This window comes from Streptomyces sp. NPDC005303, assembly GCF_040607335.1.
In the GTDB taxonomy this organism is placed as follows: domain Bacteria; phylum Actinomycetota; class Actinomycetes; order Streptomycetales; family Streptomycetaceae; genus Streptomyces.
The window spans coordinates 179,801-201,830 of the sequence record NZ_JBEXGM010000006.1 but is presented as its reverse complement, the minus strand read 5'-3'; the positions used below and the strand labels follow the sequence as shown (position 1 = coordinate 201,830).

Genomic DNA, 22,030 nt, shown 5'->3' with positions numbered 1-22,030 from the left:
GGCAAGCACGGGGGTCGGCCCCATTATTTTTGTGACCTGTCCCGGGGTGAAAAGCTTCCCTCGTTGAGGTCGGCGTCTCAATGGTCAGTCAAGCGCTGCTGCCGCCCTGCCCTGGAGCACCTGTTTGGAAGATCGCGTATGCGGGTTGGGGCTGGCCTGGCGTAATGCTGCCCTGTGCGTTCCCGGCGCTGTCGCTGTTGCTCCCCGTGGTTCCCCGTCTCGCGCCTCCCTGTCGGGCACGCGGAGGGCACGGGTGGCCCTCTGGAGCGCCCGGAGCCCGATCGCCGCAGCCGCGGCCACCGTTGCGCCCTCAGGCCCTTAGGTGGCCCACCGTGCCCCATGGGAGCCTGTCAACGCATCACGGCTCCCATGGCGGCGATTGTGAACCTTGCACTCCCGTGACAGCGGCTGCGGTACTGGTGGGTTACGTGGTCAGGGTTCTTTGCTCATCCACCTGCGAGGCTCGGTCCTATTGATTTAGATGTGTCCGTGGCTGAACAGTCGATCGCCCTCATAGGTGCTGCCAGCGCTCTTGCTGGTGTTGCCCTGACGGGGGCCTTCACTCTCCTCAAGGGGCGCCAAGACCGTTTGGACAGGCAGTTGGACCGCGATGAGCAGCGGCTCATGATGCACCGTGAGGCGCGTCGCGCTGCGTATGCGGTCTTCCTCGCCGCTTACCACAAGGTGGATCGGCACTTTGAGGAAGTTAAGAAGGTCATCCCGCCGCTAGACCCGAGGGAGCAGATTTGTCCCCAAATGCCTGCGACAGAATCGGCGATCGTAGAGTTGCTTGAAGCTGGTTCGACGGTAGCCCTCGAAGGACCAGCCGAAATGAGTGCTGCGGCCCACGACGTGGTCGTGGCGTGCGCTGCCCTCCTGGAGGAGTTTGCTCAGCTTCTTCGCGACAACGTTGGTACCACTACGAGACTGTGGGCACTTGACAGTCACAGCAGGGACCTAGCACTAGAGAAGATGGATCAAGCTTGTCTGGCCTTTACGACGTCAGCCAGGAGGGTCCTCGGTGGGGATGACCCCGGAATGCGCTAGCTAAACAACGCGGGTCGGCCATGCGCGGCTCGATGCCGACGGCGGTCTCGTAGCGTGCCCTGGGTGCGTCCTTGGCCGGCACGATGGTGTGGCTTGGCCGGTGCCCGTTGCCTTGATGGCGCCCGCACTGGTTTTGGGAGGGGTGCAAGGTGGAGCACCCTGCCGGGTGAGCTACCTTGCACCCCTCTTAGGTCGCGGTGCTCCTCGGGGGCAGGTCAACGGGATGGGTCAAGGAATCCAGCGGCGGCCCGATTGTCCGCGAACACGCCATCACTCGCCGAGATTGGTCACCACCGGGACCTCTACATCGTCTGAACCCTCCTGATCACCATCCAGCGGCATATCCGCAGCGATCTGAAAGGCTTCGGTGGGATTGGCCTCCATTATTTGAATCTGTGCTTGCTGGTCACTTGGCTTCCCCGCCACCTTGACTACGGCCTTCTGGAGAATTTCTTTATCCACGTAGTTTAGGAGCCAGCGTGCCCCACCGATACCCACACCTATGGCTCCCGCTAGGGCGGCCCAGGTTATGCCGTAGTCATCCCTGCCAGGCTCACTCTTCGGCCCTCCCATGACGAAAGTATTCGCCAGAGGGCCATACAGGGCCCATGACATCAATGCCGCGATGGCTCCGACGACGATGTGCCCGAGAAATCCGGGGCGCCAGACCCTTGTACCGTCCGACGCTGATACCCAGCCAGGCCAGGGCAGACCCCGGTCCTCAGACAACACGGCACTGAGGATGCCTCCGACCGCCCCGAACCCAGTGACTACCAGACCCACTTCCCACGCCTGCATGGTGAGCCACCTTTCCCGCGATAAGCTCCCGTGTCGCATGCTTGAGTCAGATTGTGTAGCTCGCACCCTGCCCAAGCCCACTAGCGAGTTGGGTTATTTCGAAGTCTCTGCCCGCCTTGATGAATAGGCGACCCTTGCGGTCGGACTCATTCCCCATGTCCATCATCGCGAGATGGGCAAGCGTGATCTTTAAGTCAGCCGTCGCGCCCCGAGTCACCCTGTGGTGGAAACCTCAACCTTTAAGGCTAGCCCCCGTGATGAAAATCGGCGCTTGAGTGTATAACTCGGCTTGTACGCACCATTATATTCCTTGCTGGCCAGAGTGCCCTGTTGTAAGAGTTACTGACCTTCAAAGCGTGGTGTCGTAGGTGCTGACGTTTCGTGATCCCTGCGGTATGCCGACTGCATGAGGTATCCGCAAGGGGGCGGGCTGACCGACGAACGGCGGGCTTTCCGCGAGCAGTTGCGGTTGAAGGCGGCCGAGCGGTTCAGGCAGGGCGACGAGAATACGATGATCGCTCACGATCTGCGGGTCAGCGTCCGGTCCGTACAGCGTTGGCGCAAGGCTTGGTCGCAAGACGGGCCAAGAGCCCTGGCCTCGAAGGGCCCGGCATCGCTGCCGTTGCTCAGCGACGAACTGTTCGCCGTACTCGAGCGTGAGCTGGCCAAGGGGCCGGTGGCACATGGATGGCCGGACCAGACCTGGACGCTGTCGCGGATCAAGACGCTGATCGGGCGCCGCTTCCACAAGAGCTACACCGTGCAAGGGGTGGCCGCCCTGCTCAAGCGGCACGGCTGGAGCTGCCAGGTCCCCGCCCGGCGGGCGATCGAGCGGGACGAGAACATGGTGGCCGGCTGGGTGAAGGAGACCTGGCCCCAGGTGGAAGGACCGTGGCGGCGCTCGACGCCTGGCTCGTCTTCGAGGACGAAGCCGGATTCTCGATGACGCCGCCGACCACCCGCACCTGGTCCCGCCGCGGTCACACCCCTGTGGTCCGCGTGCGGGGCCGTTCCCGCCGCCGCTTATCGGTGGCCGCCCTGGCCTGCTACAAGACCGGCCAATCCTCGCGGCTGATCTACCGGCCCTGCCCGGACGCCCGGCCCGACGGGCGCAAAAGCTTCTCCTGGAAGGACTACCGCGACCTGATACAGACCGCCCACCAGCAGCTTGAAGGCCCGATCGTGCTGGTCTGGGACAACCTCAACACTCACCTCACCGCCGGCATGCGCCGTTACATCGCCGACCGCGACTGGCTCACCGTCTTCCAACTGCCGCCCTACGCACCCGACCTCAACCCGGTCGAGGGCATCTGGTCGATCCTGCGACGCACTACCACGGCCAACCGCGCGTTCGCCGACCCTGGCTCCACGGGCTCGGTGAGGCGGCATGAAGTCGCACGACGTCAAGGTGTGGAGCATTCGCAAGCGGCCGTACAAGACCCCCTCGTACGACGTGCGATGGAAGGTCGGCGACGTCTCGCCGTTCTCCGAGACCTTCCGCACCAAGGCACTCGCCGACAACTTCCGCGCCAAGCTGCTCCGGGCTACCCAGAAGGGCGAGGCGTTCGACACGGAAACCGGGCTGCCGGACTCCATGGCGCCGGTCAAGGAATCCCTCAGCTGGTACGACTTCGCACGGGCCTACGTGGCCATGAAGTGGCCGCACGCGGCTCCGAACTCCCGCGACAGTCTGAACGAGACGATGACGCTCGTCACGACACAGCTCCTGGGGGACAGGCCCGGTCGTCCGGCAGATGACGTGTTGCGGCGAGCTCTGCGCGGTTGGGCCTTCGTCGTCCATGCTGAGGGTGAGAACACCCCGCCTGTGGATGCCGCGAACGCCCTCCGCTGGGTGGTGAAAGCGTCGCTGCCGCTGGGGACGCTCAAGAACCCAGCGGACATTCGCCGCGTGCTCGACTCGCTCAAGGCCACGCTTTCTGGTGCCCCGGCTGCGGCCGAGACGGTGAGGCGTAAGCGGGCTGTCCTCTTCAACGCCCTGGCGTACGCGGTCGAGCTGGGGGAGCTCCCGGAGAACCCGGTGACGCTCGTGAAGTGGAAGCTGCCCAAGGTCACCAAGGAGGTGGACCGCCGCGTCGTGGTGAATCCTCGCCAGGCGGCTGAGCTGCTGGGCGCCGTCTCGTACGTCGGTGGATACCGCCGGGCTCGTGGCCGCCGCCTGGTCGCTCTCTTCGCCTGCATGTACTTCGGTGGGCTACGGCCGGCGGAAGCGGTGGCTCTTCGGCGCCCGGACTGCACGCTGCCGAATAGCGGATGGGGTTCGCTGATCCTGGAAAAGAGCCGCCCCACCGTCGGCAAGCGCTGGACCGGAACGGGGGAGGTGCACGACAACCGCGGCCTCAAGAACAGGCCCGCGAACGCGACCCGCATCGTTCCGATTCCGCCGCGTCTCGTACGCATCCTGCTTGCGCATATCGAGGAGTTCGGGACTGCCAAAGACGGCCGGCTGTTCGCCAACGAACGCGGGGGAGTGGTCGCCTCCACCACCTACTGGCGCGTCTGGGACGAGGCGCGGCACCTGGCTCTCACGCCGGAACAGGTCGCCTCACCGCTGGCCGCCCGCCCGTACGACCTGCGGCACGCCGCACTCTCCTCGTGGCTCAACGCGGGCGTGGACCCCACCGAGGTTGCGGAGCGTGCGGGCAACAGCGTTGAAGTGCTCCTGAGTCGCTACGCCAAGTGCCTCGACGGGCGGCAGGACGTGGCCATTCGCCGGATCGCGGAACTCCTCGGCGAGAACACCGACCAGCCCGGCGCCGGTCCCTGATCCACGCGCTCCTCACACACACCTGCGGCGTGATGGCCCCTGGACTTCGGTCCGGGGGCCTCGTCATTTCGGGGTCTGACCTGCGGTCTCCTGGTCTGCGGCCAGTCCACGCATAGTCCACAGCCCCCGACATACAGCCGCTCAGAGCGGCATACGCCTGCACATACGCGAAGACCCCGGCCTCAGCGTTTCCGCTGGTGACGGGGTCTTTGGGCACCGTATGAAGGGTGCCCCCGGCAGGATTCGAACCTGCGCACACGGCTCCGGAGGCCAGCAGAGACCGTTGCGCTCTTGGGGTGCTGACCTGCGGGGGAGGGGAGGTCGTGACCTTCGGCTATCAAGATCATTACGCCCCTATTACGTGGGCAGCCTGTCGGGCGGTTGGTCCGGCCCGTATGGTCGAAGCATGATCTCGGGCAGCAGCGGGGAACCGGACGGCGGCGCGGAGTTCACGGCGGAGGGCTTGGAGCCGCTCCTTCGACAGGCGTGCGAGACGGCCGAACTCGACGCCCACGGAGCCGAGTTGCTGCGCCTCGGCTCGAACGCGGTCTACCGCCTGGCGTCGGCACCGGTGATCGTCCGCATCGCGCGCGATCGGTCAGTGCTGGCGGAGATGGAACGGGCCGTGAACGTGACCCGGTGGCTTGAGACGCGGGACTTCCCGGCCATGCGTGTGCCGGCGGAGGTCGCCCAACCGCTCGTCGTCGGCGGCCGGGTGGTCACCTTCTGGGAGAGCGTTCAGGAGCACGAGGAGTATGGGACGGTCGGCGAACTCGCGGATCTTCTACGTCGCTTGCACTGGCTCGAAGAACCTGAGTCTTTGAAGCTGCCGTACTTCGACCCACTGGCCAAGGTGGCGGCGTCCTTGGAGGGCCTGGAGGGCATCTCGGGGGAGGACCAGAAGTTCCTGGAGGAGCGAGCGGCGAGCCTCGGTAAGGACTATGAGCGGCTGGACTTCGTCCTCCCGTTCGGAATGATCCACGGGGATGCCAGCATCGGGAACATCCTCCGCCACCGGGATGGGCACGCCGTGCTCATCGACTTGGACGGTTTCGCTCTCGCACCACGTGAGTGGGACCTGGTCCAGACGTCGATGTTCTACGAACGGTACGGCTGGCACACGCAGGCCGAGTACGCGGAGTTCGTGCACCGGTACGGCTTCGACCTGATGAACTGGCCCGGGTACGAGACCCTTGCGGACCTGCGTGAACTGATGATGGTGGCCTGGCTCGGCCACCAGGTTACGAGGAACGACCGGGCTGCCGCTGAGTTTGCCCGGCGGGTCCGGTCACTTCGCACGGGGGAGGGCCGAGACGAATGGGGTCCGTTCTGAGCACGCGCTGAGAGAAGCTCTCAAGCACCAACACGCTCGTCCGACGCGATCCACAGTCTGTGCTCTCGGACCTGATCGGTGAAGAGCTGTACGTCCTTGCTGGTGCCGACCCCCGCAAGGTTCTGCCGGAACTCGGCCAGGTAGCTGACACAGCGGGCCGACTTGAGCTGCTCGCCCAAGTCGAGGGCATCAAGCGCCACGCGGCAGGCTTCCTCCACGTCTCCGGCACGAAGGTGGGCGTCGGCTAGAACCATGGTCGCGAAGAAGTCGCTCCGCACGTGGCTGCCGCTCATGGCGTTCTCGGCGTGGAGTACGGCCTTCCGCGCGCTGTTGACGTCTCGGAAGCAGTGAGCGGCCTCAGCGGCAAGCTCAGCTTCGTCGAAGTAGCTGATCCATTCGGGCTCGTCGTCGTTGTTCCTGCTCGCCAATGCATTCGTGGCTGCGTTCAAGGCGGCTTCACAGGCCCGTACGTCGCCTGTCCGGGCAAGCGCGCGGGCCTCCATGGCATGGAACTGGGCGCGAAGCGTCGGTGTCGCTACGGGGGAGATGCCCATGAGTGCCGCGCGGGCGAGCGTGGCGGCCTGGGTGTAGCGACCGAGGAACGTCGCCTGATGACTCATCGCGGACAGGATGCTTCCCGCGAGGCGACGATCGTTCGCGTCCTGGGCCAATCGGAGAGCCTGAAGGAAGTACCGCTGTGCCAAGCCGTGGCGGCAGGCGTCGTATGACATCCAACCGGCCAGGAGGGTTGCCTCCGCCACGGTGGAGAACAGTGCCCGTCCGACTTGCTCTGTGTACTGCCCTCGCAGGAGCGGTGTCACCTCAGTACTGAGGTACTGGACTGCTGCGTGCCGGGCATGGTCGCCACCGAAACGGTCGTCCAACTCGGCGAACATGTCCGCGGTGGTCTTGATTGTTGCCACGTCTCCAAAGCCGACGCGCATCCCGTCTCGACGTTGCGGAGGAACGGCCGGCTCGGGCGCGACCAGCCACCGGAGCGAGGCTTCGTTCCACGCTGGTTCGGACGGCTCGGCCTGTAACAGGGGCTCGTACCTGTTGAGATCCGCGCGCCACAGCTGGCCGACGGTATCGATCGCGCCTTCGGGACTCGTCGGATAGCTGGCGTCCAGAAGTCCGGTGTCCCGCTCGCCTTCGTGGTTCAGCCCCAACTCGCCGGCACTGAGGTCGTACGCCTCACACAGCATCGGACCGTAAAAGTCGTCCGGCGTGCTGTGCCCGTTCTCCCAACTGGCGATGCGCCGCTTCACACTGGCGTCAGAGGGAAGCTGGTGGCCTCGGCGGAGCGCAACATGACGCAGCTCGCGCACCAACCGCGGCTGACTCCAGCCCCGGTCCACACGAGCTTGCCGTAAGCGAACGCTGATCGGCTCCAGCGAAGGCGTGACCATTCCCTCCCCGCCTGTCCGTAGATGCGACTTCTGCGGCGCACGACTCTTCGGCTTCTCGACCGAATGTACGCGCTGTTCCTCACCGCGCGCTGCAAGTAACCGAAGATCCATGGTCGTTGACTCGTGACGGGGGATGACGCGTCCATGCGCGACGCGTCATCCCCCGTCATCCCTCGTCATCTGCCCCGACCGGGGCATGGCCCCTGAGTCTGGACGCAGGGCGGCATTGCGGCCGCAACTGAACCCGACCGAGGTGAGATGAAGTGCAGAGGATGACCAGAAGGGGCATGGAGTGGCTCTCCGCAGCGGCGGACAACCCTGCGGAGTGCCGGCAAGTCTGGGCGGACGACCCTCGGATGCCGTGCCTGTTGTCGACCGGCCGCCTCTTCGACGTGGTGAGCGTCGAACAGCGCCTCGGGACGGAGATGTTCGACCGCCTCCTACGAAGTGGGATGCCGTTCGGACCGACAGTCGTCGACCGCAAGGCGCAGCGCGTCGGGTTCTTCCTCGGCTCGGAGAGCCGCGAGACCTTCATGCACTACCTGGAACGCGAAACGTCATCGCCACCGCCGTACCGGTACCTCGGCCGCGGCTGCGCCGTTGTCGTCCCCGGCCCCATCCCACTGTCCGATGACCGCTATCAGTGGCTCCGCGCCCCCACACGCCGGCCGGAGGCCAATCCACTGCGCCCGGTCGCCCTCGCGACCGCGCTGGTCGCCTCGGTGGAACTCCTGGCGCGCATCGACCGCTTCGACGAGCAGTACCCGACGCCCTACGCGGCGGTTGCTGCCCTCCCCGAGGAGACGAACGCGGATGCCGGATGAGCCGACCGGCGGTCGAGATGCTGCCGCGTGGTCGCCGCTCGACAGCGAAGGCTGGTACGCGGCCCGAAACGCGACTACCGCACTACGGGACGTCCTCGTGCGCGCTGGCCTGGAGAAGGACTTCCCCTACTTGCGCGCGGATTTGAACGCCTTCGGGCACGGCCTCGTCGAGCTGGGCCGAGTGTCCCCTGACACGGCCGAGCGTCTCGCAGAGCTCTTGCGTCTGGCTCTGGCAAGCGGCTTCAGCCGAGACCGTAACGACGACGATCACGAGCCGACCATCACCGAAGAACACAAAGGAAGGGCCTGACGCCATGACCGACCGGCGCGGAGTGGTAGCCAAGCGAGCGGAGAACCTGTCGCCCGGCGTGCCCTACGTACGCGGCTGGAACCGCGCACGACGAAGCGCCGGCGCTCTGGCTGATCAGCTCGTCTTACTCGGGCTGGACTCCGACTTTCCCGGCCTGGTGGCCGATGTGAACGTCTTCGGTGACGGGTTGGTGCAGCTCGGCACCGTTCACCCTGAAGCGGCTGAGCTGCTGGCGGCACTGATAAAGGCCGGATTGGCTGCGGAATCGCGTGAGGCGGTGACAGACAGCCCTCTGCTCCCTTCTCGGGGAGCACCTGCGGCTTGAACTGCTCGTCGGCGGTCAGTTGCCCTGCCGCTCGGCCGGGACCGGCGCCCCAGCGCCGCAGCCCGGACGAACGGCAGGGCAAATCTCTGTCTGCTTGGGAATAGCGTGCTTCTTGCCGTGGCTGCTGGGTTGCCCTGCGTCGGTATGGGGTGAAGTACCCACAACCGGTCCCCGGTGTTCACCATGGCTCCGGCAGTCTGGCGCGCCAATGACACAGCCCCTGGCCATGAACCTTGCTCGCCGGAGCGCCTGAACCCCGGCTGGACACTCACCAGGGCAACCAGTTGACAGCCCTTCCGCCGACGGTCAACTCGACTCCGTGGGCCACGCCATCCAGACGAAGGCGTCTGCCAACGATCCGTTCCGGCAAGCGTCGGCGATGGCGGCCCTCCCGCCGAGGTGGGAACTGCACGCCGTGCTGTGTTGGCCACGGACCCCTCCCAAAAGGCGTGCATGACTCTGCGTCTGGTTGGCATAGTCCGTGTATGCAGCGGATGCGTGGTGAAGAGAAGTGGGTACAAGCATGCCTGCAGGCAGCTCTACCGGGCATTGAGGTTCGTCGTCATGACGATGGCAGCCAGCCCGGAATGCACGATTTCGACCTCATCCGCGGTATCCGTAGATTCGCGGCTGTAGAAGTCACAGCAGCCGCAGATGCAACGTTGCTGGAACTTTGGAAAATCATGAACGGTGGAGGGCGCTGGATCCATGATGGGCTAGCCGGCGGCTGGCTGGTCACACTGCTTCCGTCGGCGCGTGCTAAGCGGCTGCGCGCGGAGCTCCCTGGTTTGCTCGCCGAGTTGGAAAGAATGGGCGCCCAGCAACTGAGGGAAGCACATGGGCCTGGCGAGGACATAGTTGATCGAGCGGAACGTCTCGGGGTCGTCTCTGTCTACCAATCACCCGCTACTGATTTCCCCGGCAGTATTTACTGCACGATAGATCTGCCACCAGAACAATCTGGCGGTTGGGTTGCCGACACAGGCGATGCCTTCTCGCACTGGGTCAGTAGTTGGCTGCGTGAACCGTCGCAGGCGGATAATCTCGGCAAGTTGCGACGATCAGGAGCTACGGAGAGACACCTCTTTTTGCTTCTCCCGGGATTTACGACAGCACCTTTCGACGCTTTCGATCCTCTGATGAGGCCTGACGGGCCCCTCCCGGTAGTGGCTCCGTCGCTACCTGAAGAGATCACCCATCTCTGGGCCATGAGTACATGGAACACGGGCGATGGATTCCATTGGGCTCCTGACACAGGATGGACGCGATTCCACAAAGTCAATGACGTGGAGCCTCCACCTTGACTGCCGGCGGCGGAGTGACAGCTGACGCTAGGATCTCTTCGTCCCGGAGAAACTCGGGTGGAGCCACAGCCTTGGCTCGATGCGGCTGCAACTGCGCTCATGGTCCGCAGAGGTACGCGGTTATCCGCCGCCGTCCGCAGGAGTTGACACGCAATTACTGACCTTGTGGGCGTGATGTCGTCAGAGTGAGGCCGGTTTCGGCGAGGCATCCATCGATGAGGTTGCTGCGGTACTGGATCTGTCGGAGGCCGCGCCGAAGCGCGCTCATGAGGTGGTCGGCGTCGGTGAAGGCAGTGTTGGCCTGGCTGCTGCGTCGCAGCAGTGACCAAATGCCCTCGACGGGATTGAGATCGGGCGCGTAGGCCGGCAGGAAGTAGCAGGTGATCCAGTCATGGGTGTCGAAGAACTCCCGAAGCCGGCGGTCTCGGTGGACGTTCAGGTTGTCCCACACGAGCACGATCGGTGCGCCGAGCTCTTGGTGGGCGGCGATGAGCAGGTCGCGGTATTCGGCCCACGTGAAACTGCGTCTGCCGCCCCGCTTGTGGTCGACATGCTGTTTGGGCCGGTAGATCAGGCGTGAGCGCTGACCCTGCTTGTAGCAGGCCAAAGCAGCGACGGAGAAGCGGCGTTGGGAGCGTCCCCGCACCCGGATGACGGGGGTGTGTCCGCGCCTGGCCCACGTGCGGGAGGTGGGCGGCGTCATCGAGAACCCGGCCTCGTCTTCGAAGCACAGCCAGGCCCCGAGCGCCGCCACGGCGTTTCCACCTGGGGCCATGTCTCCTTCACCCACCCCGTGACAGCGTCCTCGTCACGCTCGGTCGCGCGGCGGGCCGGGACCTGGTGGCTGAAGCCGTGCCGGTGCAGCATCTGCGCGATGGCCGACAGTGTCATGCTCTTGTGGAACCGGCGCCCGATCAGCGTCTTGATCCGCGCCAGCGTCCATGTCTGGTCCGGCCAGCCCTGCGCTACCGGCCCTCTGGCCAACTCCTGCTCGAGTACCTCGAACAGGGCCTCACTCAGCTTGGGCCTGGACGCCTGCCCCATCGACGCCAGTGCCGGTGTGCCGTCGTGCTCCCAAGCCTGGTGCCACCTCTGTACAGACCGCACGCTGACACGTAACTGCTTGGCGATGGTGGCATTGTCGTGTCCCAGGGCGAATGACTCGGCCGCCTGCATCCGGATCTGCTCGCGAAACGCCCGTCGCTCCGCAGTCAGCCCGCCCCCTTGCGGATACCTCATATGACCGGCCTATTGCGACAACCACAGCTTGTCGACCCCCACGACATCACGCCAGCAAGGTCAGTAGACGCTCAGACAAGTTCGGTGTGGCGCAGGCAGGAGTTCATGCCAGCCATGGAGGTGAAACGAAGCTCGCGTCTTTCCATTCCAACTGGCGTCTGAACCCTCCAGCGGGAGTCCCAGAAGTAGGCTAGGTATACCCTCCGTAACCGTGAGCGGTTGCCGTGTCCGGTTCGCGTCTGCCCTCTGCTCGCGAGAACCCATGAGGTTGTGGCGGGCTGGCTTGAGAGCTACCGGCAAGACCCCCTCCACCTACTAAGCCGGGGGTGGCCGGGCAACCCCGCACCAGGTCGACACGCGCCTCCCATTGATCGAAATTGGCCTGCAAAGGGGCGCCAGCTGATGAGCAAGCGGATCGGCTCCCTCGGCCTCCCGTTCATCCGCCTATGACAGCCCGGCCATATTCGGTGGCGTCCACACGAGTGAAACGAGACGATGGTGTAGATCATGCGACGTCGAGGTCGTGGCAGCCATGGCCAACCAGCATCGGCGTAGTCGAAGTGGCGGGAGGCCATCGTGTGGGAACAGGACATTGGTACCTTCCCAGTCGCGTTCACTGAAGACGGTAATGAATGGGCCCACCACCTTGAGAAGGCCATGGGGGGCTCCGGGTTTCGTAGCGTCAGCGGAACTGACGGCGCCGGGGGGCCCGTAGAGATGGGGCCACCCCTTGACGGATCTGTGACGAGCATGCTGCGTGTTTACCCGCACTCCGACGGCATCACCTGCACTGTCGTCGGCGACGCAGGCAGGTCCTCACCGGACCAGGTGGAGCCCTGGCGGGCTGGCGCACAGACCGCAGTGGGCGAGATCGGGCGCCACCAGCAGTCTTACGTGTGGGATGCGCTGGTAGGAGTCACTCCCTCGGTCATTTGTGGACCGGAGCTCTTGGGACAGCTCAGAGCGAAGAAGGTAGGGCCTCTAGCCCTAGCCCCGAGTGGCGTCTACATGCGCGAGTTCCGAGGGCCGGAGCGAGTCGACTCGGGCTTCACCACTATCAGTCGCACTTTCCCAGTGATGGTCACCGGCCAGGTTTCGACTTACGACTGGGATCGTGTCATCCCAGTTGCCCAGGCCCAGTTGCGCCGTGTGTGCGCTCTGGTGACGCTGAGTCGGGCCCTGCTTTGGGAGCCTCGGTCGCATCCATGGCCCCGGGACGCCGCGGGTCCGACCTTGAAGATCCCGAGCTCGGTCGGCCCTGAGCTTCCGAGCCCGGGAGGCCAGGAATGGAACGGTGAAGTCCCTCCAGGAACACCGAGCTGGAGCTTGCCGAGGTGGGTGGACCAGGCATGGAAGCGGCTCGAGAGCGACTCCGAACTGAACACCGCGCTCAACGCGTACTACGAGGCCATGCGCCTACGGAGACGTCATCCCTCGCTCGCGCTGCTCACCTTTGTCGCGGCGATCGAGGGCGTCGGTATGAGGTTCGTCCCCGACGCCCTCTGTGAGTGCCATCCTGAGTGCAGCCATTACAAGGGAGTTGCCGAGAAACGGTTCCGGAAGGCACTCAAGACGGTGATGACCCAGCGCGAGGTGAAGGAGCTCGCTGCCACGTTGTACGACAAGCGCTCGCACACGGGACACCGTGGCACGCTGTTCGGCTCGGAAGAGGTCTTCGGATACGCCCCCACCGGGCCGTTTCAGGTCGATCCGTACTTCAAATTCGAAGCGGTGCTTCTTGGCCAACTAGCTCTGGTTGCTAACGCCGTTCTGGTCAAGGCGTTGAGTGAGCCAAGCAACGAAGCAGCGACTGGCTAGTTGCTCTGCCTGCTGGCGCCGCTTCTCATGGCTGTAGGCTTGCGCGCACCGATAGCAGGAACGGGAGACCACTCGTGTTCGAGAGGATTCGGCGGGCGCTCAAGACTGCTGCGTACCAGCCGGCCACCGCGTCAGGCAGCCCACGCAGTCGGATGCGCTATCACTGGCGCTGTGCGTGCGGCGCTCACTCCCGGCCTCCCGGCAGCCTCATCCCGTCCGACGCGGAGCACCTTGCCCAACGGCACAGGCTGAATCAGCGCGGGGAACATCCGGCGCCCGCGCTCTATTCCATCGAAGAGCTCGAAGAGGATTTTGTCTAACCTAGCTCGGCTTCCGGGCTTGTGGGCAGCTATTGGCGGCCTGGGTGTCGCACTTTCGACGGCGGTGCAGTGGTCCGCCCCTACGGCCATTAGAAGCTGTCCCTTGACGGCCGGCAGGCAGTCTGACTGGCCACGCGAGACACCACGGAGGCGAGAGAGCAGGGCGCCAGAGGAGAGGGACGGCTTCGGCATGATTAACGCTGGGGCGTGAGGCTTAGCGCAGGGGTGTTGAGGTCTCGCTGTCAACACCATCGTGCATCGACGCCACGAGACGGAACCAGCACGAAGGTCGGTGCCGGGTCAGCAGACTTCCTCCGATTCCGTTCACCTCCTACGACCTGCGGCATTGTGTGTGCCGCCCCTTGCCAGGGAACATCCGGGGGACCGGAGCCAGGTCAAGGGGCCTGCCCATCAATCTTTCGGCTATCAGGCAGGTCGGGAGCTGGACCGGGTTCAGGACGCAACAACTCCTCCGCACGAGCACGTGCCCAGAACTGACCGTCCAGTGAGAAATTTGGGCGCGCATCGTCAGATGAGACAGGAACGAGGCGGGTGGAGATCCACTCACCTTTGATCGGTACCGGCAATCCGAGCGCACGGGCGACGTGCGGATGTGATCCTTGGTGACCCAGCACGACAATGCCCTCCGGGCGCAGATGTATCCGTGCATCGCGGGCTCGCTTCGGCGAGTCGTCCTGCTGGCCGACGGTCAGCACGGTCTGTCGGCCGATGAGCCGGTTTTGAACCTCGCGGAAAAGCTGGTTCAGCCGCTGCTGGCCCGACGAGGCTCGGCCCGGCAGTGATGCAGTGAGAATCCGCGTGCGTGTTTCGACATCCAGGTGGCGCAGCAGGTTCGTCGGCAGATCTGTCTGGAGCCCGCCCCAGAGCCAGTACACGTCAGACTTGGCGCCGTCGGAGAGCTTGCGCTTGTTGTCTCGGTTGTATGCACGGACGAGGTCGCCGTTTGCACCCCGCTCTCTCTTCCAACGCAGGCGCTCATCAGTGACCCGCACTATGCCGACGGCCCACCGGCTCGTGTCGTCGTCCATCCAGGTCACGACTGCAGCATGGTCGGCACGACCACTCCGCTCGCCGTGGTCAGCGCACAGATACATCTCCATCGGGATCTCCCAGCCGCCAAGATCCTTGGAGAACTTGCAGTCGATGTCGACGCCGGCGATGGACCAGTCGAGGTCTACGCCGTTGCCGATAGCGAACTCCTTGGTGAGGTTCACCTCGACGGCCGTGCCGAGATACGTCTTCTCGGTCTTCGTCAGGTGCTGGTACGCCCAGCGCCCCGTCCGCTGGCCGTCGAGCAACTCGTCGAGGGAGTCACGGAGCGCCCATCGGAACCGCTCTCGCGCCTCCTGCTGGCTGTAGAACCACTCCACGAACGGGGCGAGGTCATCGGGGATGTGCTGCGTAAGACCGGACTGGATGCGCCACTCGCGCGGTACCTTGCTCATGCGCTCGCTCGGGGGATCCCAGGTGCGGAACGCGTTGCGGCGGGAGTACTTCGCCGCCAACGCTCGAGACTCCTGCATGCCAGCCTGAGCAGCATCCTGCGGGAACGGCAGACCCTCTTGTATCGTCACGCGCTGAAGTCTGGCAGGAGGCACTCAGTCGGCAAGTAGGACGTGGCCCCGACGCCGATGTTCCAGCTGGGGCCACGTCAACGGGTTCTACCTCCACAGGGCCGTGACTGCGCGCACGTCGTTCAGGGTTGTGAAGAAGGCTTGGAGGCGCTGAGTCGTCCCACCGTGATCGAACAGGAGATCGCCACGGTCTCGGAGAGACTCCGCCCCACCGCGGCCGAGGATGGTGGTGCTGTCCACAGCAGATTGCATCTTCAGCGCGACGCGGGCAGTCAGGTTCGCTTTGATATCGCCGGTGATTACCTGGACGCTTGGCCGTTGCGTCGCGAGAACGAGGTAGATGCCAAAGGCACGTGTGAGCTGCCCGAACCGCTGGATAAGCTCCATGAACGACTGTCGATCTTTTCGCTTGAGACTGCCTGCGAGATCGGCAAACTCGTCGACGAGGATCACCATCTGCGGGAGCTCTTCGAGTGAATGGCCCATCTCGTAGTACTCAAGGACGCTCGTCGCCCCAACCGCCTTGAGCTTGGCGCGTCGCACGGCCACTTCACGTTCCAGGGTCTCCGTGAGGATGGAGATTGCCTCGGCGGGATCGGTGACGATACGTCGGTCCACCAAGTGGGCCAGATCCTCGAAGGGCATGAAGTCGACCTGCTTGGGGTCAACGATCATGATCTGCAGCTGTTGTGGACTGCGGACGCGCGCCAGGCAGCAGAGCAGCCCGCGGAGCAGGACGCTCTTGCCGGAACCCGTTGCGCCGGCCACCAGCAGGTGCGGCAAACGGGCCAGGTCTTCTACACGAATCTCGCCGCTGGGGGCAACGCCGAGCAGGAAGGGCAGCGCGCCCGGTGCCGTCACGCTCTGGAGCCTGTTCAGCGAATCTGACAGTGGTACCACCACCCGTTCGCGGCGCGGTACATCTACCGTCAGGTAGTAGGGCTCCTGATCAACCAGGACACCCTCCGCCACGCCGATTTCGCGGCCGAGGTCGAGTGCCTTGCTGCGCACACCAGCGATCGTCTGCTTACCCAGCAGGCGGGTGCGGTAGCGGATCACTGAGGGACCGACCTGGGCCGCGGCGGTGTCGAAGGGCGCAAGGTTCAGTTCGTACTTGGCTGCGGCCTCATCCAGTTCGGCTGCCTTGTCTGCGACCTCACTGGCAACGTCGACCGAGTCATTCGCTGGGAATTCCAGCGGATCTTCGGTGGCGCCATCGGTGCCGCCTTCCGGCGGTGGCTCGGCAGTTGAGCCTCCTCCAGGCTTTGCAGGGCCCGCATCGGCGGGTCCTGCCGCGCCGTCCTCCGGGGGGGTATCGCGCCCGCCTGGGAAAGTTACCCGGGGCCATCCACTCGGCGGCTGCAGTGGCTCGCCTTTCGCAAGCCGCTGCAGCGCGGGGGCGCCGAGCCGGATGTAGCCCAGTGGTGCTGGGCCTTGTCCGGGGAGCCTCTGCCGGTGCGCGAGCAGTGGGCTGTCTAGCTCAAGGCTGATGACATCGCCGCCATAAGGTTCGCCGGAGGCAGTGAACTCCAGGGTCAGGTCGAAGCGGCCCTCTGCGATGGCCGTCGCGATTTCTTCGATCGCGGAGCACTGCGGTGACAGGCCGAAACTGGTGTTCCTGGCTGCCGCGGTGCGGATGAACTCTGATAGGTCCCGTGCCCGGAAGGGCCGCGCGGGACCGGAAGTGTTGTACACCTCGTCCAGCCACTGGCGCGTGGCTTCAATCTCGTTGCGTGCGATGGCCAGGTCGGGGCGTCCCACGGTTGCGTATTTGACCTCGATAATGCGGCCGTGCAGACGGACACGGCCATCGGCGCCTGTCCTTATGCGCAAATACAACAGGTCGTCGCACAGCCGTGCGGTCGGCCGCTTGACGCCGCTCGCCCTGAGGAGCTGCAGCAGCTCCTGAAGTGACAACAGCACGGAAGCCACGTGATCTGGGCTGTCTGCTGGCGCGAAGGCGTCATCGAGATCGCGAAGAGCTGCGATAGCGGCCAGAACACCCACCCTCTCCCGGACCCGGTTGTCGTCGAGGGAGAGCAGGTCCATGTTCCACCTGCCGCTCACTGCATTGCCGAGATCGATCAGCCCTGGGAGAGCGCTCGCTGCCAGGGCTGCGCCCGGCGCGAAGGCACGGGTGAGAGCAACGCGGTACGGCTCCATCCGGGCCGTCACGGTGACGCTGTCCAGTCCTGCTTGCCCGTAGTCGCTGCGGTCGTCGAAATCGACGATGCTTGGGGCCTGCCCAGGTACGGAGGCGAAAGCTTCGGGGCCGAGGAGCCGGTCGGCATGGGTGGTCCAGACGCTGCTCTCATACAGGCCGTCCATGGCGCCGCGGCCGATAACCGTCGTGGTCGCCTGCGTGGTGTTCACACTGATCTGGCCGCGTGGCTGGCCACCCACCAGTTCCAGGGTTCGGCCCAGCAACGCACCAAGCGGGCCCTGGCTGGGATCGATGAACAGCCCGGAAGTGAACTCCATCTCGTTGGTGCCGACGCGGGCATGGCGACCTGGAGCGGTCGCCAGACCGCCGGCCCATGCTGTCGGGGCGCGCTCATCCAGTTGAGCAACCCGTGGCTCGCGCTGGGCCGGAGAACGGAACACGAAGGAGAGATGAGTGAAGCGTGGCCGGGCATCGACAGGTTGGCAGGTGAGGTTGATCCGGCTGCGGATGAACTTGTCAAGGTCGTTGTCGTTGTCAGGGGCCACCAGAGCGGCCAAATGCTCAGGCGTGTGCCCGCCTGCTGTGTACACGGAGACGTCTAGGGCGGGCTTGACCTGGTCGGCGCCGGGTCGGCTCTCACGGCGATAGAAGTCGCGCAGAGCTCCTGCGACGCTGTCGCCGTCTCCGGGCTCGTATACGGCAACGGCGAGGCGCTGTTGCGGGTTTCTATATGTCTCGAAGATGGCCAGGAACTTGTCCAAGCGCCGGGTGATGGTGCGGGGGTCTCCGGCCCCCACGGCCAGAGAGGCGCCGAGCGGCTGGTAGCGGCGCCACAGGCGAGGAGAGCGCGGGTCGGTCTCCCACCAGGTCTCGTCGTGGTGGACGAGAGGCAGCAGGAAGGCGGGGGTGAGCGCTTGGAGATCACGCTGCGGCAGTTGAGCGCTTTGCTGCACCCATTCTGCGGTTTGCGCTGCCAGGTTCAGCGCCCATGCCACGGTAACCGGGTTGGTGGGTGCCAGCCAGCGTTGTCCCTTCTGCGGGTCTGAGACAAGGTCACAGAGCAGCAGGCGGTCGTACTCAGATTTGTAGCGGCCGGGCACGGGCAGCGAAAGCAGAAGTGCCTGATAGGCATCGACGTAGTTTTTGGCCTCTTCTTGCCCGGCGCCGCAGAGCACCGCATGGACGGAGCCGTGGCTGCTGAGGCAGGAGAAGAATGCCCGTCGTGCCGCGTAGAAGGCCTCCACATGCGCAGTGCTGAGCCCTTCTAGGCTCAGGGACTCCAGAGTGCGGTCGGGAACGAGTCTGGGGACGCTTCCGTCACGGGTGACGGTGTAGGCCAGGGCGGCGGGCTGGTTGAGGATGGCTGCTTCGAGTGCCAGCCCGTCCAGGCCGGCGCCAAGAGCCTGGTCCTCCAAGGGCCGGTAAATCCCGCCGCCGCTGAATTCGGGCACATCGGCGTTGCTGAATTTCAACTCCGCGCCGGAAACCGGGAGGCTGGTGCTGGCGCGGGCCGCGGCGAATTCAAGCAGCGCGTGGGCGCCTGTGGCGACGGGGCCGGATGGCGCCGTGCGGGGGCCCTGGCCCCCGCCTCCGTCTTCCGGTCCGGCGTCAGGGTCGTCCCACGGCTTGGGGTCTCCCTCCTGGGGCCCGTCATCATCTACTGGCCCGTCGTCCTCGCCAGTCTCTGGTGTCACTTCCGGGGCAGTGTCGGTCAGGAGCGGGATGAGCCGCTGCTGGCCGGCATACTCGACAAGCACGACGGTCCGTGCGCCGGAGCCGCGGTCCTCCGGGGTGTCGACGGGCAAGGCGCTTCCCAACACCACGCCGTCCGGCCCCACGGCTGCGATGCTCGGCGGATCTGAGGAGATAAACGCCTCCGCCAGCTGATCCAGGTAAAGCTCGCGCTCCACAGGGAACCACGCTCCTGCACCCCGGAAGACGGCCAGATCGAGGTGCTGGCCGCGGCGCAGTTCCAAGCGTCCGAACTGCCACCCTTCTGTCCCTGCGCCGGGAACCTTCAGATGTACGAGCAGTGCAGCCTCATCGACAGTCGTTTCCTCGGGGCTGCGGCCGGCCCAGCGCACCGATGCAGCTTTTTGCAGCCCCTGCGCGGCGCCGGTGAAGGACACTGCCAGGGATTCGTCGTCGGGGCCGATCCAGGCAGCCACGGCATCGCCCTCTGGCAGGAAGGAGCGCACCCCATGCAGCCGCGGCGGCAGGACAAGGGCAGCCCTTGACCGGTCAGGCCGCTCAGGCAGGTCATCCAGGGTGAACGCGTGCCAGTCGAGACCGCTCACTTTATGAGCTTCGAGGACTTTCTTGACGCCTGGCGTGATCTGACCTGCGTGACGGGTGAGTTCTGCTGCCAGATCGCGGTCGGGCCGACTGCGGATCTCAAGCCAGTGGCGCCAGTCCCGCGACTTTCCGAGCCTGGCTGTTGTCGGCTGTGGGTCGGCCAGGTACAGGGGCAGGTCGGCCAGGGCAAGGCCGGCTGCTTCGGTTCCGGCCCAGGTTTCCGAGGCGAACGCGGCGAAGGCATCCAGCAGACTTCCCCCACGGAGCTCTTCCGCAATGCCAGATAGGTCGGCCGCCACGTCGGTGATCACCTGCATCGCAGGCCCGGACGCAGCCTGGGCGATCATCTCGACCAGTTTCCTCCAACGCAGGCGGGCGAGCTGGGCGGCGTCTTCGGCCGCTGTGAGAACCGTCTCGAATGGACGCTGGTCCAAAACGAGCAGAATGCGCGGGGGTCCCTGTTCGTCGTGCGCTGCAAAGTCAGTGCGCAGCGTGCCGGCGTAACCCCGCAGTCCGCGGTTGGGGCCCGGCTGCTCTGGATCCACGAGGTACGGGATAAGCAGGGCGTTGCCTGCGGGGACAGCGGCCATCCGCCTCGGTGTGTCAGCACCGACCGTGACCTCGTGGGTGAGACTGGGTTCCAGTGCAGCGAAGACTGCCGCCGGGGAGATGGACAGGTAGTCCCGCAGAAAGAGGCGGCGGTGTCCGGTGCTGTGCTGCGCATCGTCGATGAGCCCGGAGGCGATCGCGGCGGCCGCTGTCGTTGGCTGGATACCGGTCACAGCTCCTCCTCGTGGCTTGCATCTGAGTGATGGACGTAGGCGCTCTCGCCCGCATCCGAGTAGCGCTTGAGCATGCCCAGCCGAGTGAGGGCCTTCTGCAGCAGCTGTTCTTCTGCAGAGTTCTGCGGCGCGAGTCCGTAGCGCTGCAGCCCCCGCAGGAAGTCGTCCCATGCCACGAGCTCGTTACCGCATACCAGACGCACCAGCAGGTGCAGCATGTCTTCGTCGAGCTCGAAGAACACAGCGGCATTGCCGTTGCTGGCGATCAGGCGGCCCGTGCGGACATCTTTGACAAGCTGGTGCACAACGTCGCGCCCCTCGCGCCGCATAACCGTCCTGCGGCTTTGCAGGAGAGCCGACCGCAGGGCGTGCAGGCCAGGCATGTCGTGGGGCGCCTCAGCCCCGACTGCGCTGTTTCCGCGCAGCTGGTAGAGGTGACACACGGCAAGCAGTCGCGTGACTGCGTCGAATCTGTGCCGCAAGGCGTCGTCGGCGGTGAGCGCGGCGTGCAAGGCCACCAGGTCCGAGGTAGGGATTTCCGGGCCTCCAGCGGCGCGCAGTGCATCGCGCGCAAGGTTGGCGGTGTTGATGGTCACCGGCAAGGGCAGCAGGTACTTGCTGGTCAGGTCCCGGTAACTGGTCACGCACGGTTCGGTCAGCTTGACCCCGCGAAATGACCCGGACCCCGTGCGGAAGAGCATCCGGCCGGACAGGTCGCAGCCTTCGAGGTCACCACAGCAGTCCTTGACGCAGGAAACCTCGTTCAGGTCGGCTTTGTCACCGCCCGGGAAAAGGGCGATGCACTCATCGAGTCGCAGACTAAGAACTAGGCCTGCGCGGTAGAGGCGGGTCGCGAGGTGCAGAGCCAGAAGCATCGTCAGCTGGTGAATGAGGTCCCTGCGCGGCAGATCCAGCGACAGCACTTGCCCGAGGTCATGACGGAACTGTTCCAGGGAGGCAGCGCAGAAAGCTCCCCCGGCCTCCCTAAGGCGCTGCAGAACCGCCTGTGAGCTCGCGATCAGCGTGTCGGCCTGCAAGCCGTCCGGTCCAGGAGAGATTTCAGCAGCGATCTCCAGGACCTTCTTGTCGAGCACCGTCAGATCCTGGTCATCTGCGAAGACTTCGAGGAAGCGTTCCAGGAGGCCGCGGTCAACTTCCCCGGATGGCGTGCTGAGGAGGAAAGGCAGGACCGTCCCGCGGAACATCTTGTAACGGAAGGGCGTCTTGCTGCCCTCGGCTGTTGTCTGCACAAAGGACAGCGGCAGGCGGGAATGCAGAGGAAGAAGGTAGTGTGTCCGCTTCTTGGTGGTTCGTCTGCCAGTTGCAGTGCCCCAGAACTTCGAGCGCATGGCTGCCGCCAGGGCCTGGTGTTGTTGTGGGGAATTGCCTGGCAGTTTCTCGTCGAGGACAGTTTTCAGCGTGGTGTCCAGCGGCAGGTTTGCCCGGGTTGGGCCGGCGTCTTTGACGATCCCGAAGAGGAGTGTGGGGCGGGCCTCACCGTGCGGGGTGTTCGGCCAGACCGTCGGGGCCTGGTGCATCAGCCAGTCCGCAGGCTTCTGGGGAATCGGCATTCCGGGTGCACCGGAGACAGAGATCCGGCTGCCTTCCACCGTTACGCCGAGCGCTGCGCCCGGCAGCTGGTCGGCCAGGCGCTTAAGGGCTGAGGGGTCGCTGATGGTCAT

General features: G+C 65.1%; 16 protein-coding genes and 1 pseudogene. 10 read left to right on the top strand and 7 right to left on the bottom strand.

Annotated elements, in window-relative coordinates:
- Positions 1-489 precede the first annotated feature (489 nt).
- Positions 490-1,047 carry a hypothetical protein gene (locus tag ABZT93_RS12230; protein ID WP_356102649.1) on the top strand — a complete coding sequence of 186 codons (558 nt, stop codon included), beginning with the start codon at positions 490-492 and terminating at the stop codon, positions 1,045-1,047.
- A gap of 270 nt (positions 1,048-1,317) precedes the next feature.
- Here ABZT93_RS12230 and ABZT93_RS12225 read toward each other — a convergent pair whose 3' ends face one another.
- A complete protein-coding gene (locus ABZT93_RS12225; protein ID WP_356102646.1) occupies positions 1,318-1,620 on the bottom strand; it encodes a hypothetical protein in 303 nt (100 codons plus the stop codon).
- Between the two features lie 631 nt (positions 1,621-2,251).
- Between ABZT93_RS12225 and ABZT93_RS12220 the strand changes: the two genes are divergently transcribed.
- The 4 genes and pseudogenes from ABZT93_RS12220 to ABZT93_RS12205 all read left to right on the top strand — a co-directional run bounded on the left by ABZT93_RS12220 (position 2,252) and on the right by ABZT93_RS12205 (position 5,963).
- Positions 2,252-2,791 (top strand): winged helix-turn-helix domain-containing protein, encoded by a 540-nt coding sequence (locus tag ABZT93_RS12220; protein ID WP_356102643.1) that lies wholly within the window; start codon positions 2,252-2,254, stop codon positions 2,789-2,791.
- Positions 2,788-3,207 (top strand): annotated as a pseudogene (locus ABZT93_RS12215) (transposase); the annotation flags it as partial. The gene ABZT93_RS12220 and the pseudogene ABZT93_RS12215, both read left to right, overlap by 4 nt.
- Before the next feature lie 25 nt (positions 3,208-3,232).
- Entirely contained in the window at positions 3,233-4,630 is a 1,398-nt protein-coding gene (locus tag ABZT93_RS12210) for a tyrosine-type recombinase/integrase (protein WP_356102641.1), read from the top strand.
- Positions 4,631-5,036: 406 nt separating this feature from the next.
- Positions 5,037-5,963 carry an aminoglycoside phosphotransferase family protein gene (locus tag ABZT93_RS12205; protein WP_356102638.1) on the top strand — a complete coding sequence of 309 codons (927 nt, stop codon included), beginning with the start codon at positions 5,037-5,039 and terminating at the stop codon, positions 5,961-5,963.
- 20 nt (positions 5,964-5,983) lie between these two features.
- Here the strand turns inward: ABZT93_RS12205 and ABZT93_RS12200 are convergent, their stop codons facing one another.
- Positions 5,984-7,231 (bottom strand): hypothetical protein, encoded by a 1,248-nt coding sequence (locus tag ABZT93_RS12200; protein ID WP_356102930.1) that lies wholly within the window; start codon positions 7,229-7,231, stop codon positions 5,984-5,986.
- A gap of 404 nt (positions 7,232-7,635) precedes the next feature.
- Here ABZT93_RS12200 and ABZT93_RS12195 point away from each other — a divergent pair, with 404 nt between their 5' ends.
- The 4 genes from ABZT93_RS12195 (at position 7,636) to ABZT93_RS12180 (ending at position 10,135) form a co-directional block, all read left to right on the top strand.
- The gene (locus ABZT93_RS12195; protein WP_356102635.1) at positions 7,636-8,196 is read left to right on the top strand and encodes a bifunctional DNA primase/polymerase; all 561 of its coding nucleotides are present in this window, start codon (positions 7,636-7,638) and stop codon (positions 8,194-8,196) included.
- Positions 8,186-8,506, top strand: a complete 321-nt coding sequence (locus ABZT93_RS12190; RefSeq protein ID WP_356102632.1) for a hypothetical protein — start codon at positions 8,186-8,188, stop codon at positions 8,504-8,506. Before ABZT93_RS12195 ends, ABZT93_RS12190 begins: the two co-directional genes overlap by 11 nt.
- A 4-nt stretch (positions 8,507-8,510) precedes the next feature.
- On the top strand, positions 8,511-8,831 hold the full coding sequence (locus ABZT93_RS12185; RefSeq protein WP_356102630.1) for a hypothetical protein: 321 nt from the start codon (positions 8,511-8,513) through the stop codon (positions 8,829-8,831).
- A 485-nt stretch (positions 8,832-9,316) separates the two neighbouring features.
- Positions 9,317-10,135 carry a hypothetical protein gene (locus ABZT93_RS12180; protein WP_356102628.1) on the top strand — a complete coding sequence of 273 codons (819 nt, stop codon included), beginning with the start codon at positions 9,317-9,319 and terminating at the stop codon, positions 10,133-10,135.
- A 154-nt stretch (positions 10,136-10,289) separates the two neighbouring features.
- Here ABZT93_RS12180 and ABZT93_RS12175 read toward each other — a convergent pair whose 3' ends face one another.
- Positions 10,290-10,838, bottom strand: coding sequence for a transposase (locus tag ABZT93_RS12175; RefSeq protein ID WP_356102928.1), 549 nt, complete (start codon positions 10,836-10,838; stop codon positions 10,290-10,292).
- Complete coding sequence (locus tag ABZT93_RS12170) at positions 10,835-11,374, bottom strand: winged helix-turn-helix domain-containing protein (protein WP_356102625.1); 540 nt, start codon at positions 11,372-11,374, stop codon at positions 10,835-10,837. The genes ABZT93_RS12175 and ABZT93_RS12170 overlap by 4 nt, the downstream gene beginning before the upstream one ends.
- 1,338 nt (positions 11,375-12,712) lie before the next feature.
- Here ABZT93_RS12170 and ABZT93_RS12165 point away from each other — a divergent pair.
- Positions 12,713-13,192 (top strand): hypothetical protein, encoded by a 480-nt coding sequence (locus ABZT93_RS12165; protein ID WP_356102622.1) that lies wholly within the window; start codon positions 12,713-12,715, stop codon positions 13,190-13,192.
- A 715-nt stretch (positions 13,193-13,907) separates the two neighbouring features.
- Here ABZT93_RS12165 and ABZT93_RS12160 read toward each other — a convergent pair.
- From ABZT93_RS12160 to ABZT93_RS12150, 3 genes are all read right to left on the bottom strand, one after another.
- Positions 13,908-15,107 carry a NaeI family type II restriction endonuclease gene (locus ABZT93_RS12160; protein ID WP_356102620.1) on the bottom strand — a complete coding sequence of 400 codons (1,200 nt, stop codon included), beginning with the start codon at positions 15,105-15,107 and terminating at the stop codon, positions 13,908-13,910.
- A gap of 87 nt (positions 15,108-15,194) precedes the next feature.
- Entirely contained in the window at positions 15,195-20,348 is a 5,154-nt protein-coding gene (locus ABZT93_RS12155; protein ID WP_356102617.1) for an FtsK/SpoIIIE domain-containing protein, read from the bottom strand.
- Complete coding sequence (locus tag ABZT93_RS12150; RefSeq protein ID WP_356102614.1) at positions 20,345-22,030, bottom strand: hypothetical protein; 1,686 nt, start codon at positions 22,028-22,030, stop codon at positions 20,345-20,347. The genes ABZT93_RS12155 and ABZT93_RS12150 overlap by 4 nt, the downstream gene beginning before the upstream one ends.